The 13841-nt window shown below is 72.6% G+C and carries 13 protein-coding genes; 1 reads left to right on the top strand and 12 read right to left on the bottom strand.

Going from position 1 to position 13841, the window contains the following annotated elements; translation table 11 throughout:
- Positions 1–81: 81 nt before the first annotated feature.
- The 12 genes from ASD33_RS32575 to ASD33_RS32520 all read right to left on the bottom strand — a co-directional run bounded on the left by ASD33_RS32575 (position 82) and on the right by ASD33_RS32520 (position 12435).
- Complete coding sequence (locus ASD33_RS32575; protein WP_056569095.1) at positions 82–495, bottom strand: DUF3151 domain-containing protein; 414 nt, start codon at positions 493–495, stop codon at positions 82–84.
- An 83-nt stretch (positions 496–578) separates the two neighbouring features.
- Positions 579–2024, bottom strand: coding sequence for an MFS transporter (locus tag ASD33_RS32570; protein WP_056569093.1), 1446 nt, complete (start codon positions 2022–2024; stop codon positions 579–581).
- 116 nt (positions 2025–2140) lie between these two features.
- Positions 2141–4102 (bottom strand): hypothetical protein, encoded by a 1962-nt coding sequence (locus ASD33_RS32565; RefSeq protein ID WP_056569090.1) that lies wholly within the window; start codon positions 4100–4102, stop codon positions 2141–2143.
- Positions 4103–4319: 217 nt separating this feature from the next.
- A complete protein-coding gene (locus tag ASD33_RS32560; protein WP_056569086.1) occupies positions 4320–5480 on the bottom strand; it encodes a MalY/PatB family protein in 1161 nt (386 codons plus the stop codon).
- 84 nt (positions 5481–5564) lie between these two features.
- Positions 5565–6587, bottom strand: coding sequence for a class II fructose-bisphosphate aldolase (gene fbaA, locus ASD33_RS32555; RefSeq protein WP_056569083.1), 1023 nt, complete (start codon positions 6585–6587; stop codon positions 5565–5567).
- 223 nt (positions 6588–6810) lie between these two features.
- The gene (pyrE, locus tag ASD33_RS32550; protein ID WP_056569080.1) at positions 6811–7350 is read right to left on the bottom strand and encodes an orotate phosphoribosyltransferase; all 540 of its coding nucleotides are present in this window, start codon (positions 7348–7350) and stop codon (positions 6811–6813) included.
- A gap of 24 nt (positions 7351–7374) precedes the next feature.
- Positions 7375–8160, bottom strand: a complete 786-nt coding sequence (locus ASD33_RS32545) for an aldose epimerase (RefSeq protein WP_056569077.1) — start codon at positions 8158–8160, stop codon at positions 7375–7377.
- A gap of 151 nt (positions 8161–8311) precedes the next feature.
- Positions 8312–9157 carry an SRPBCC domain-containing protein gene (locus tag ASD33_RS32540; protein WP_056569074.1) on the bottom strand — a complete coding sequence of 282 codons (846 nt, stop codon included), beginning with the start codon at positions 9155–9157 and terminating at the stop codon, positions 8312–8314.
- Positions 9158–9251: 94 nt separating this feature from the next.
- Entirely contained in the window at positions 9252–10937 is a 1686-nt protein-coding gene (locus ASD33_RS32535; protein ID WP_107103830.1) for a polyamine aminopropyltransferase, read from the bottom strand.
- A gap of 96 nt (positions 10938–11033) precedes the next feature.
- Positions 11034–11552: a DUF2617 family protein gene (locus ASD33_RS32530; protein ID WP_056569071.1), complete on the bottom strand. Its 519-nt coding sequence runs from the start codon at positions 11550–11552 to the stop codon at positions 11034–11036.
- Between the two features lie 333 nt (positions 11553–11885).
- Positions 11886–12131 carry a hypothetical protein gene (locus tag ASD33_RS32525; RefSeq protein ID WP_079045135.1) on the bottom strand — a complete coding sequence of 82 codons (246 nt, stop codon included), beginning with the start codon at positions 12129–12131 and terminating at the stop codon, positions 11886–11888.
- A gap of 52 nt (positions 12132–12183) precedes the next feature.
- The gene (locus tag ASD33_RS32520) at positions 12184–12435 is read right to left on the bottom strand and encodes a hypothetical protein (protein ID WP_056569067.1); all 252 of its coding nucleotides are present in this window, start codon (positions 12433–12435) and stop codon (positions 12184–12186) included.
- Between the two features lie 150 nt (positions 12436–12585).
- Here ASD33_RS32520 and ASD33_RS32515 point away from each other — a divergent pair, with 150 nt between their 5' ends.
- Positions 12586–13779 (top strand): pyridoxal phosphate-dependent aminotransferase, encoded by a 1194-nt coding sequence (locus ASD33_RS32515; RefSeq protein WP_056569064.1) that lies wholly within the window; start codon positions 12586–12588, stop codon positions 13777–13779.
- Positions 13780–13841 lie beyond the last annotated feature (62 nt).

Raw genomic sequence — 13841 nt, 5'->3', positions numbered from 1 at the left:
GGGACTCCCGGCCCGGCGTCACCCGTCGTACCTGCTCGGCCGAGGCGGTCGTGCCTGCTCGGCCGAGCTCGTCCGGCCTGTTCAGCCGAGGGTTTCGGCCGCGGTCTCCGAGGAGTCGCGCAGGAAGGTCGTGCAGCGCTCGTACTCCTCCTTCTCGCCGATCTCGCCGGCCGCGCGGGCCAGCGAGTGCAGCGCGCGCAGGAAGCCGCGGTTCGGCTCGTGCTCCCACGGCACCGGGCCGTGGCCCTTCCAGCCGTTGCGGCGCAGCGCGTCGAGGCCGCGGTGGTAGCCGGTCCGGGCGTACGCGTACGACTCGACGACCGAGCCGCGCTCGTACGCGTCGTCGGCGAGCTGGGCCCAGGCGAGCGAGGAGGTCGGGTACTTCGCGGCGACGTCCGCCGGAGCCGTACCGTTCGCGAGCAGCTCGCGCGGACCCGGATCGTCGGGCAGGTGGGTGGGGGCCGGTCCCCCCAGGAGGTTCTCGTGGATGGCCATGGGGTCAGTCTGCCTCAGACGCGGGGCCGGAAGGCCGACACGTCCCCGCCGAGCCCGCCGCCACGGGCCGGGGGCAGCCCCGATCACGCCGCCGCGTCCCGCTCCCCCGGGTCGAGCGGCGGGGACGACACCCCGCAGTGGACCTTGCACTCCGGGTGGCAGTCCGCCCGCACCGGGCCCCGCATCGTCGTCCAGGCCACCACCGCGCCCACCACCAGGATGCCCGCGCACATCGGCATCGCCCGCCGGAACGTCGCCCCGAACTCCTCCGCCGAGCGGTACGCCTCCGGCCCCATCCCGGCGAGCAGCGGCAGCGCGGCCACCGCCAGCAGCCCGGCCGCCCGCGCCGCCGCGTTGTTGATCCCGCTCGCCAGGCCCGCCCGGGACACGTCCACCGAAGCGAGCACCGTCGCGGTCAGCGGCGCGACCAGCGTCGTCATGCCGAGCCCCAGCACCAGCAGGGCGGGCAGCACGTCCCGTACGTACGAGGCGTCCTCCCCGACCCGCAGCATCAGCAGCATCCCGGCCGCGCACAGCAGCGGCCCGACCGTGAGCGGGATGCGGGGCCCGATCCGCTCCCCCAGCTCCCCGGCCCGCGCCGAGAGCAGCAGCATCAGGACGGTCGTCGGCAGCAGGGCCGTACCGGCACCGAGCGCCGAGTAGCCGGCCACCACCTGGAGCTGGAGGGCGGCCAGGAAGAAGAAGCCGCCGAAGGCCGCGTACACACAGAGGGTGACCAGGTTGACGGACGTGAACATCCGGGACGCGAAGATCGACGGAGGCACCATCGCCGCCTCCCCGCGCCGCCGCTCGACCAGCACGAACGCGGCCCCGACGGCCACCCCGGCGACCCCCGCCCACCAGGCCGCGCCGATCAGCGCGTACGTCACGAGCGCGAGCGCCGACGCGCCGAGGACCGCGCCGAGCACGTCGAACCGGCCGTGCGCGGCCTCGTCCCGCGACTCCGGGACGTGCCGCAGGGCGACGGGGACGCAGACGGCGGCGAGGGGCACGTTCAGCAGGAACACCCACCGCCAGCCGGGACCGTCCACCAGCCAGCCGCCCACGAACGGCCCGATCGCCGCCCCCACACCCCCGAAACCGGACCACAGGCCGACCGCCCTGGCCCGGTCGTCCCGGTGGAAACTCGCCTGGATCAACGCCAGCGAACCGGGGGTGAGCAGCGCGCCGCCCACGCCCTGGAAGGCGCGCGCGGCGATCAGGACCCCGGCGTTCGGGGCGAGTCCGCACATCAGCGAGGCGAGCGCGAACCACACCACCCCGATCACGAAGACCCGGCGCCGCCCGAAGCGGTCGCCGAGCGCCCCGCCGAGCAGGATCAGCCCGGCCAGGGTCAGCATGTAGGCGTTGACCGTCCACTGGAGCACGGCGAGGTCGGCGCCCAGGTCCTCGCCGATGTGCGGCAGGGCGACATTGACGACGGTCGAGTCGAGCAGCGCCATCCCGGAGCCCAGGACGGTCGTGAACACGACCCAGCGCCCGGTCCCGGAGCTCAGCCGGATGTCCATGCCTGCATGGTCCCGCGAACGACGGAGCCCCGCCCGCCGGAATCCGGGGATTCGGCGGACGGGGCGGCGTCGGACGGGTGCGTCGGACGGATCAGCGGGTGAAGCGGGTCGACGGTTCAGCGGGTGAAGTTGAAGTACTTCCACGGACCGTAGTTCGTGCTGTTCACCCGGTCGCCGGAGACGTCGTCGATGTACGAGGTGCGGACCCGGGCGCGGACGCCCGCCGCCCCGTCCCCGTCGAACGCGAAGTACACCATGCCGCCGCTGTTCAGCGGGATCAGGTCCGAGCCGGCGTAGCGCCAGGCGCCGTCGTACCAGACCTGGAGGTCGTAGCGGGTCTTGCGGCCCGGGTACGGGTTGTGCCAGGCGGTGACCAGCGGGTCGGCGGTCTGGTGGTACGTCTGGTACCAGATGGTGCCGATCTTGGTCCACTTGTAGTGCCGGGTCAGCGCGGTCGTCAGACCGGCCCGGGTGTTCACCGCGGAGGTCGCCGTGGCCGCGCCGGACCGGGTGTCACCGGCGAAGACCGCGGAGACGTAGCTGTCGCGGGTCATCTTGACCGTCACCGCGAGCTTGCCGGCGGAGTTGACCGTGCCGCGCTTGAGCAGCCGCTTCGGCTCGGGGCCGTACGGATCGGACCAGATCTCCACCACGCGGTTGCGGTACGTCCAGCCCAGCGAGGCCGTGTACGTCACGCTGGTGTTGTAGTTGACGGTGCGACCGTTCTGGTCGAGCTTCAGGTACGTCGGGAACGGCGCCACCTTCACGGCGGCCGTCCCGCTGGAGTTCGCGTGCTTCGCGTCGCCCGGGTACGCCACCCGGTACGAGACCTTCCCCGCCGCGGGCGGGGTGTCCGGGAACGAGAACGTGCCGTTCGCCGCGACGGCCCGCGTCCCGAGCGCCTTGCCGCTCGGGCTCTCGGCGTCGTACCGCGTCACGGTGAGCGGGGTGCCGGCCGGCAGCGGCAGCGTGGAGGCGAGCGAGCCGGAGACGGTGAGCGCCTTGTTGATGGGCGCGGCGGCCGGGGCCTTCACCGTCACGGAGGTGGTGTGGTACTTCGGCGCGGTGTAGATCCGGAGCGAGTACGAGGACTGGCCGGAGTCCTGCACCGGGACGAAGAGCCGGGTGCTGTCGGGCGCCCAGGCCATCTCGCCGTACGGCAGCCAGGCCTTGGTGTCCCGGACGCTCGCCGGGGTCGCGGAGCCGCCGGCGAAGACGAAGATGTCGCCGACGTCGTCGCGGTCCCAGGTCCCGCCGGCCACGGTGCCGTCGGGGGCGACGGCCACCGACTCCGCGCTCCAGGACACCGGGTAGTGCTCCTGCTCGGAGAGGTCGGTCAGGCTGAGCCGGGTGAGCGAGGTGACCCGGTCGGCCGCGACGACGCTCTTGCCGTCGGGAGCGATCTCGATGTCCTTCACGAACCCGTCGCGGTTCGTGGACGTGCGCAGGACCGGCGTACCGGAACCGGTGTCGTACACGACGACCGGGCCCGAGCTGATGCTGCCGTCGGCGGCGACGAGGGTGTCCGGCGCCGACGGGGCGGTGCGGAGCGTGGGCGGGCTCGACCAGTCGGCGCCCGTCGTGAGGGCCAGCGCCACGGTCGGCGTGGCCGAGGTCAGGTCGACGGACCCGAGTTCGGAGTCCCAGGCCTCGCCGTAGCCGAACCAGAGCCGGCCGGCGGCGGCCGCGACGGTCGAGGGCTTGGTGCCCTCGCCCGTGGGGTACTCGGTGGTGACGGCCAGCTGTGTGGTGTCGATGGCGACGAGCTTGTCCGCGTTCTGCAGCGCCGCGTACAGCGTGGTCGAGTCGGCGGAGAGGTCGAGGTCGCGGACGTAGGGCAGGTTGTCGACGGCCTGGACGAACCGGCCCGCGAAGTCGGTGACGACGACGCGGTTGTTGTACGTGTCGCTGAAGAACAGGCGCTGGTGGGCGCCGTCGACGACCATGTCGCCGATCGTTCCTACGTTCAGCGGGACGATCGAGTCGGCGGCGGCCGGGGCCACCGCACCGGTGACGATCGCGGCGGAGCCGAACAGGACCGCGAACGATGTCGCGGCAGAGAGAGCGCGCTTGCGCACGATGAAGAGACCCCCCAGAAACCATGGTCTCCGGCCCTCAGAGCGGGGCACGGTGCACGAAGACTAGAACACGCCTGCGACACCTCGCCTCCGGGTATCGGCGGCGGCCCCGACCGTGGCCGCCGCCGCCCTCGCAGGGCCTCCCCGACCGTGGCCGCCGCCGCCCTCGCAGGCCCTCCCCGACCGGGGCGGCCCGCGCTGCCCGGAGGGTCTCCCCTCAGGCCGTCCGCAGCCGTGTCGCCGCCCTGACCAGGGCTTCCACGCCTCGCTCCGCCTTCTTCCGGGGGCAGCCCACGTTCAGCCGGACGAAGCCCGGCGTGCCGTACACCCCGCCCGGCATGATCGCGACCTTCTCCACCGCCACCAGTTCCTCCTGGAGCCTGGTCTCGTCGATGCCGAGCGGCCGCAGGTCGATCCAGGCCAGGTAGCCGGCCTGCGGGGGCGCCCACACGAGGTCCGGGAGCCCGGCCGCGAGGCGCTCGCCGATCACGGTCATCGTGCCCGCCACGTACGCGCGCAGCTCGTCCAGCCAGGCCGCGCCGTGCCGGTACGCGGCGATGTGGGCGGTCAGCGAGAGCACGGCGGGCGAGGCGAGGCCCTCGCCGGTCTCCATCCGCCGGATGAAGGCCGTGCGCTCGTCGGGGTCGCCGACGATCCCGTACGAACCGGAGAGTGCCGGGAAGTTGAAGGCCTTCGTGCCCGAGGTGACCAGGGCCCAGCGGCGGCCCCGGCCGGACTCCGCGATCCGGGACCACGGCACGTGGCGGTGCCCCTCGGTGGTCAGGTCCGCGTGGATCTCGTCGCTGACGACGGAGACGCCGTGCCGCTCGGCCAGCTCCGCGAAGCGGGTGAGTTCCGCTTCCGTCCACACCCGGCCGGTCGGGTTGTGCGGGGAGCAGAGCAGCAGCATCCGGCTGTCCGGCCGGGCCAGCTCGCGTTCCAGGGCCTCCGTGTCCCCGACCGGAACCCCGCGCAGCTCGCGCCCGAGTCCGGTGACGGCCTTGCGGAAGCCGTCGTACGTGGGGGTGTGGACGACGACGCCCTCACCGGGCGCGGTCCACATCTGGAGCAGCTGGGAGAGCTGGCTGAGCACGGAGGGCGCGTAGACCAGGGCCTCCGGGTCGATCTCGGTGGCGAACCGGCTCGCGTACCAGTGCCGGATCGCCTCCCGGAACTCCCCGAGCCGCCAGTCCGTGTAGCCGAAGACCCCGTGGCTCACGCGCTCCTGGAGGGCCGCGAGGACCTCCGGCGGGGAGGCGAAGTCCATGTCGGAGATGGTGAAGGGGAGCAGATCGGGCACGCCGAAGCGGTCCGCGATCCCGTCCCACTGCACCGACCAGGTGCCGTGCCGGTCTATCTCCCGGTCGAAGTCGTACATCGGGCCCTCCCGTCGACGCACGAGGACCCGGCACCTCGGGAGGTGCCGGGTCCTTCGCTCAAACGATCACCGCGGGTGCTGCGGTTACTTCATCTTGGTGCCGGTGGAGCGGAGCGCGGCACACGCCTCGGTCACACGGGTGGCCATGCCGGCCTCGGCCAGCTTGCCCCAGGTGCGCGGGTCGTAGGTCGACTTGATGCCGACCTCGCCGTCGACCTTCAGGACGCCGTCGTAGTTCTTGAACATGTGGTTCGCCACCGGACGCGTGAAGGCGTACTGGGTGTCGGTGTCCAGGTTCATCTTCACGACGCCGTTCTCCAGCGCGGTGGCGATCTCCTCGGCCGTGGAGCCCGAGCCGCCGTGGAAGACGAAGTCGAACGGGGACGCCTTGCCGTACTTCTCGGCGACACCGGCCTGGAGGTCCTTGAGCAGCTCGGGGCGGAGCACGACGTTGCCCGGCTTGTAGACGCCGTGCACGTTGCCGAAGGAGGCGGCGAGCAGGTAGCGGCCCTTCTCGCCCAGGCCCAGGGCCTCGGCGGTGCGGAGCGCGTCGTCGACGGTGGTGTACAGCTCGTCGTTGATCTCGTGGCTGACACCGTCCTCCTCGCCGCCGGTCGGGGTGATCTCGACCTCAAGGATGATCTTGGCGGCGGCGGCCTTCGCGAGCAGCTCCTGGCCGATGGCCAGGTTGTCCGCGAGGGTCTCGGCGGAGCCGTCCCACATGTGGGACTGGAACAGCGGGTTCAGGCCACGGGAGACGCGCTCGGCGGAGATGTCGAGCAGCGGACGGACGTAGCCGTCCAGCTTGTCCTTCGGGCAGTGGTCGGTGTGCAGCGCGACGGTGATGTCATACTTCGCGGCGACGATGTGCGCGAATTCGGCCAGGGCAACGGCGCCCGTGACCATGTCCTTGTTGTACTGGCCGCCCAGGAACTCGGCTCCGCCGGTCGAGATCTGGATGATGCCGTCGCTCTCGGCCTCCGCGAAGCCGCGCAGCGCAGCGTGCAGGGTCTGGGACGAGGTCACGTTGATGGCCGGGTAGGCGAACTTGCCTGCCTTCGCCCGGTCGAGCATCTCGTTGTAGACCTCGGGGGTTGCGATGGGCATTCGTCCGCTCCTTGTGATGTGCGGGGTGTGTTGCTACTGCTGTCCCTGACCTGGGGGCGACGTCATCGTCGAGACCATCTTTCCAGACTCTTGTACGGGCTCCCACGGGCGCGGCACGCCGAAGGGCGGGGTGTTTCACGTGAAACACCCCGCCCTTCGGCAAAAAAGCAGGTCAGGACCGCTCTGGAGGGGGTCCGGGACCTAAGTCACGACTTCGCGGCGGTTACGCCAGGTCGAGATCGCCCAGCTGGTAGCCCGTGAGGTACGTCAGGCCCGCACCGGCGATGGCCTCGGCGGCGCCCCGGTCCACGATCGTGGCCACGGCGACGACCTCGCCGCCGGCCTCGCGGACGGCCTCGACGGCGGTCAGCGGCGAACCGCCGGTGGTCGAGGTGTCCTCGACCACCAGGCAGCGACGGCCCTTGACGTCCGTGCCCTCGATCCGGCGCTGCATGCCGTGCGCCTTCTGCGCCTTCCGTACGACGAAGGCGTCGAGGCGCTGCCCGCGCGCGGCCGAGGCGTGCAGCATCGAGGTCGCGACCGGGTCGGCGCCCAGGGTCAGACCGCCGACGCAGTCGAAGTCCAGGTCGGCGGTCAGGTCCAGCATGACCTGGCCCACCATCGGCGCGGCCTCGCCGTCCAGCGTGATCCGTCGCAGGTCGATGTAGTAGTCGGCTTCCCGACCCGAGGAGAGGGTCACCTTGCCGTGCACCACGGCCTTGTCCTTGATCTGCTGGAGCAGCTCAGCGCGTACGTCAGTCATGCCCAGCAGCTTAAGGGGCGTCTTTTACAGTCGCCTCCAGCGCCAGGTGCTCTCGATCTCCAGGGGGTCGATCGGGGTGACCAGGCGCGGATGGGTGTTGAGGCCGTTCGGGGGGCCGGACTGCGGCTCGACGCAGACGGCGTCCTCGGGCTCGTCGTAGATCACGACCCAGGGCGCGCGGCTCGCGACCTTCAGTTCCAGCTCCTCCGGCCAGGTGAGGGTGACGTCGACGCCGTCGGGCATGCCGAAGCAGTCGTCCCAGGGGCCGGGCAGGGGGTCGATCCGGCGTCCGGTGGGGAGGTGGTTCTCGCCGCGCTCCTCCTGCCAGGCGGCGGTGAAGTCGAGCCGCACGTCCTGGCCGCCCCGGCCGAGGTTGCGCAGGAACCAGGGGTGCCAGCCGGCCTGGGCCGGGAAGGAGTCGTCGTAGGTCTCGATCCCGAACCGGAGGGTGAGGGAGTCCTCGGCCAGCTCGAAGACCTGGGTGACCTTGCCCTTGTACGGCCAGGGGTCGCCCAGCTCGCAGGTCAGGACCGCCTCGGTCGCGGAACTCCTGGCGGTTTTCCAGGCCAGGTCCCGGACGGTGCCGTGGATGGCGTGCGGGGGCGCGTTGACCGGCAGCTGGTGGGTGGTCGCCCCGTTGCGGAAGCGGCCGTTCTCGGTCCGCCCGCACCAGGGCACCATCGGGAAGCTTCCGAAGCGCTCGCCCTGGCGCAGCACCTCGGTGCCGCCGATGCGCAGGCTCTCGATACGGCCGCCGCGCTCGGGGCTGATGGTCAACTCGGCGTCGCCCGCCGTCAGTCGCGTCTGCATGCTCACGCACCGACCCTAATCGTGCGGAGCACCGAACGCGGACGACCCTTCCCGCGCCGGTCGTGGCGCACACGGACGGAGCCGGGGCGGAGCCGGGGCGGGGGCAGGGGCGGCGTGCCCGCGCCGGGGGCGGAGGGCGGGCGGCGGAGTCTCAGCGCCGTCGGCGCAACGCCCGGCCGACGACGACCGCGGAGGCCAGCGCGAGGGCCGCGGCCGGTGCGATCCAGCGCAGGGTGGCACCGGCGTTGGACGCCTCGGGGGCGGGAACGGGGGCGTACCGGCCGCGCGGTGGGGCGTGGTCGACCTCCTCGGCGCTCCGCCCGATCATGGTCCGGCGGGCGTGGGCGGCCTCGGCGGCGGGCTGCGGGGCGGGGAACTCGATGGGGGTGTCGCCGAAGCCCTCGGCCGGGAGGGGGTCGAGGGAGGGCGGCGGGACCTGCGCGTCGAAGGCGATGCCCCGGCGGGGCTCCTCGACACCGTCGTCGACCCCGTCGTCGTCGCTGTCGCCCTCGCCCTCGGTGTCTGTCTCGGCATCGGCATCGGCCGCCCGCGACTCCTCCGGGGCCGGCTCCCCCGCGAGCGCGGTCACGGCCGCCACGAACTTGTCGAGCAGCCGGGTGCCCGTCGTGGAGCGCGCTTCCTCCGTCGTCTCGGCGAGCCGGCCTTCCGCCGTCAGGGCGCCGGTGAAGCTCAGGCTGGTGCCCTCGGCCACCGGAGTGAGGACGACCGTGAGCGACAGCTCGGCCGCGCCCTTGCCCCGGGCCTCGGTGCCGTGGCCCTCGTAGGTGATGGCCCCGTCGCGCTCGACGACCTTCAGGGCGCCCCGGTAGGTGATCGTGTTGCCGCCGACCCGCACCTTGAGCCGGCCCGTCAGGGGGCCCGCCGTCGCGTCGGCGTCCCGCTGGAGGCCGGGAACGCAGCGCACCACCCGGCTCGGGTCGGTGAGCGTCGCGCGCAGGACCTCGGCCGGGACCGGAACGAACACCTCATGCTCCATGGAAGCCGAGCCTACTCAGGCCGGGGCGCGCCGTCGCCTGTTTGCCCCGCAGTCGGGTCCGCCCCGGGGCGGACGACACCCGACCGCCCCCCGCTCAGCCGCCGTACCGGGGGTGGACCAGCGTCGAGGGCGGCAGTTCGGGGCCCCGGCCGCGTTCGGCGCGGCGCGCCGCCGCCTCCAGGGAGCCCGGGCCGAGCGAGCGCAGCAGGGGCGCGTCGGCGGCGAGCCCGAGCGGCGGCGGTGGGGCGCCGGGCCCCGCCGCCCGTACGGCCAGGAGGAAGCCCCAGTCGCCGGGGCCCTCTCCCGTACCGCCGGCGCGGTCGGCCCGGTCGGGTCCCGCGGCGAAGCCGGGGGTGCGGCCGCCCGCGCTGTACGGGCGGGTCGCGAAGCCGGCCGCGCGGAGGGTGGCGTCCACGGTCCAGTAGGTGCGCGGCCGGTCGGTGACGGACCCGGCGTGCACGGCGAAGCGTCCGGACGGGGTGAGCATCTGGGCCACCAGGCCGTAGAACTCCTCCGAGTACAGCTTGGTGCTGGGGGTGATGCCGGGGTCGGGCAGATCGGAGATCACCACGTCGTACCGTTCCTGCACCCGCGCGGCGGCCCCCCGGAGCCAGCGGAAGGCGTCCGCGTAGACCACGTGGACGCGCGGGTCGCGGAACGCCTGTGCGTTGAGCGCGGCGAGCGCCGGGTCCGTACGGGCGAGGCGGACGACGCCCGGGTCGAGTTCGACGACGGTGACGGAGTCGGCCCCGGGGTAGCGCAGCACCTCGCGGGCGGCCATGCCGTCGCCGCCGCCGACGATGAGCACGCGCGCGTGCGGCCCGTTCATCGCGGGGTGGACGAGCGCCTCGTGGTAGCGGTACTCGTCCTGCCCGGCGACCCGGAGGCGGCCGTCGAGGAACAGGTCGGGCGGTCCCCCGACCCCGCCCGTCACCACCACCTCCTGGAGGTCGGTGTGGACGGCGACCCGCACCGACTCCCCGTACACGGCGCGGCGGGCGGCCTGTTCGAAGTCGTCGACGAGCACGGTCGCGGTGGCGAGGACGGCGAGCACCGACACGTTCACGGCGACGAGCAGCGCGCGGGAGCGGGCCGTCAGGTCGTGGCGGAACACCCAGAGGACGAGGCCGCCGCCCGCCACCGCGTTCACCGCGCCGGTGACCAGCGCGCCGGTCAACTGCCCGAGCCAGGGCAGCAGGAGGAAGGGGAAGGCGAGGCCGCCGACCAGCGCGCCGACGTAGTCGGCGGCGAAGAGGTCGGCGACCGTCCCGGCGGCGTCGTCCTGCTCGCCGAGCGAGGCCTTCCGCCCGGCCCGCCCTGCCCGTTCCCCGCCCTCGGCCGGCCGTCCGGAGCGCTGTATGAGGGACATCAGCAGCGGGATCTCGGCGCCGATGAGCACCCCGATGGCCAGCGAGAACGCCACGAGCACGTACCGCGATTCACCGAGCCAGGCGAAGGCCGCGTACAGCACCATCGCCGAGCAGCCGCCGACCAGCGCGAGCCCGGCCTCGACCAGGCCGAAGCCGACGGCGGCCCGGCAGCGCAGCCGCTTGGCGAGGAGCGAGCCCACCCCCATGGCGAAGACCATCACGGAGAGCACGACGGAGGCCTGCGTGACCGAGTCGCCGATCAAGTAGGAGGCGAGCGCCACCAGTTCGAGTTCGTAGACCAGTCCGCAGGCGGCGCAGACGAAGACCACCGCGAGGACCGGGAACCGCACCGTCTCGCGCGGCGGCTCGGGCCGCCGCACGGGCGCCCGCCGCACCCTCTTGGGTGGCATGGTCACGGTCGGCTCGATCATGACCGTAACGCTACGTCACGATTCGGATACCTCTTGTCACCCACACGAGTGCATCTGCGGCTCCTGGGGGGTGCATCAGAGCGTGGCAGGCATACGTACGCCGATCCGGGTCCTGGTCACCACCAACTGCCCCTCCTGCGGGTAGGCGTGCCAGGTGCGCCACCGCACCTGGCCCTCGTGACGCTGCGCGAGCATCGCCGTGAAGGCGTGCGGCGAGCCGGGGAAGGTCCCCGCGAGTCCGTTGGGATGGTCGGCGACGAGCGCGAGCAACTCCTGTGCGCGGCCCGCGAAGGAGCCGTGCGAGAGCGTCTCGACGCGTGCGGCGAATTCGTACTCCCAGTCGCCGACGCGCTTGGAGACACCGAGCGGCAGCGGGGTGCTGCTCCCGGGCATGCAGGCGACGGTCTCCGAGCAGGTGCGGCCGTCTTCCTCCAGGAGGACCTGGTGGGAGGCGCCGAGCAGTCTCAACTGGAGTTTAGCGCCGGTGAGTTCGAGGTCGAGCACGGCGAGGGCGGGCAGCGGCTCGCGCCCGAGGGCCCAGGCCAGATCGGCCGCGCGCGTGTCGGTGTAGGAGGTCTTCAGGGTGGTGAGCATGGGTCGGCTCCGCAAACACGGTTTGACGGGTGGGCCGGGGGCGCCCCGGAGAAGGATTCAACGGGAGTGGGGAATCGCCGGCTCGGGTCCACACACGGTCCGAGGGCTGTCTCTGTCAGGAGCGAGAGAACCACGGACGCCGGGCGACTCGCAGCGTTTTTACCCAACTTGCTGTGTTTTCCAACCCCTTCGGGGACCCCACAGTTCAACTGTTCAATCGGAATCGATCGACATGTGCGCATGGATTGCCCGCGTCACGTGCCTCACGCCTCGTCACCGCGCGGCAGCCTCATGGCCGCACGGTCGTCCCGTACCCGCGCGGCGGCCCCGCACTCAACTTCCGCCGCCGCAGCCGCCTCCGCCACAACTGGAACCGGAGCCGCACGAACTGCCGGAGCCGCACGAACTGCCGCCGCCGCAGCCGCCCCCGCCGCCGCCGTCGGCCCAGTTGCCGCTGCCGCTGCCCGACCGGCGGCCCCGCTTCTTCGGCCACCGGCGCCGGGAACCGATCCGGTTCCGGACGGTGGACGCGACCCCGACGAGGATCAGGCCCCCCATGAAGATGATGAAGATGTCCATCGGTACTTCCCCCGTTCTTCTGTGCGAGGGGGATGCCCGGTGCGGCACCCCCTCAAAGCCGACTTGAGCGAGTCCAGAGCTTCGGCTCCGGGCTCAGCTGCACGAGGAGCTGGAGCAGCTCGACGAGGAGCAGGAAGAACTCGAACACGAGGAACCGGACGAGCTCGAACACGAGGAGGTGGAGCAGGAGAACGACGTGGACGACGAGCAGGAGGAGGACGAGGACGAGGAGGACGAGGAGGAGGACGAGCCCGCCCACCAGCTCGCGCCGCCACCGGCACCCGAGCCGCGCCCGGCCGCCCACGCCCCGACCGCCACGACGACCGCGGCGACGACCGTGAGGCCGACGATGAGGTATGCGATGTTCATGCCAGGGCGATCCCCGTTCCGGCCGCCCGCCAAAGCGCACTTGAGCAAGTCCAGAGCTTGGCGGCGGCACGAGTCCGGCCCCAGGATGGCCGTCATGACACGACCGCTGCTCAACCGCCGCCTCGCCGAGTTCGGGACGACGATCTTCGCCGAGATGTCCGCGCTCGCCACCAGGACCGGGTCGATCAACCTCGGTCAGGGCTTCCCCGACACCGACGGCCCCGAGGAGATCCGGGAGGCGGCGGTCCGCGCGCTGCGGGACGGCCGCGGCAACCAGTACCCGCCCGGCCCCGGCGTCCCCGAACTGCGCTCGGCCATCGCCGACCACCAGCGCGGGCGGTACGGCCTCTCCTACGAACCCGACACCGAGGTGCTGGTCACGGCGGGCGCCACCGAGGCCATCGCCGCCGCGCTGCTCGCCCTGGTCGAGCCGGGCGACGAGGTGATCGCCCTGGAGCCGTACTACGACTCGTACGCCGCCTGCATCGCGATGGCCGGCGGCACCAGGGTCCCGGTCACCCTCCGTCCCGAGCAGGACGGCGACGGCGACCGGCGCTTCGTCCTCGACCTGGACGAACTGCGGGCCGCCGTCACCGACCGGACCCGGCTGATCCTCCTCAACACCCCCCACAACCCCACCGGCACCGTCCTCACCCGGGCCGAGCTGACCGCCGTCGCCGAGCTGGCGACCGAGCGGGACCTGCTCGTCGTCACGGACGAGGTGTACGAGCACCTGGTCTTCGACGGCGCCGAACACCTGCCGCTCGCGAGCCTGCCCGGGATGCGGGAGCGCACCGTCACCATCGGTTCGAGCGGCAAGACCTTCTCGTTCACGGGCTGGAAGGTCGGCTGGATCACCGCGAGCCCCGAGCTGACCTCCGCCGTCCGCTCGGCCAAGCAGTTCCTCACGTACGTGTCCGCGGGCCCCTTCCAGTACGCCGTCGCCGAGGCGCTCCGCCTGCCGGACGCGTACTTCGACGGCTTCCGCGCCGACCTGGCCGCCAAGCGGGACCTGCTCGCCGAGGGCCTCGCGCAGGCCGGCTTCGCCGTCTACCGGCCCGCGGGGACCTACTTCGTCACCACCGACATCCGCCCGCTCGGCGAGGAGGACGGCTTCGCCTTCTGCCGTTCGCTGCCCGAGCGCGCCGGGGTCGTCGCCATCCCCAACGCCGTCTTCTACGACCACCGCGAGGCCGGCGCCCCCTTCGTCCGCTTCGCCTTCTGCAAGAAGACCGAGGTCCTGGAGGAGGCCGTCTCGCGGCTCAAGCGGCTGGGCTGACGCCGCGGCGCGGACCGCGGGATCCGTCCGGGGGCGTTCCCCCGGGCGGGTTGTGTCCGCGC

This window comes from Streptomyces sp. Root1304 (genome assembly GCF_001426405.1).
Taxonomy (GTDB): Bacteria; Actinomycetota; Actinomycetes; order Streptomycetales; family Streptomycetaceae; genus Streptomyces.
The sequence above is the reverse complement of the archived record's forward strand: the minus strand, read 5'-3'. Positions and strand labels throughout refer to the sequence as shown.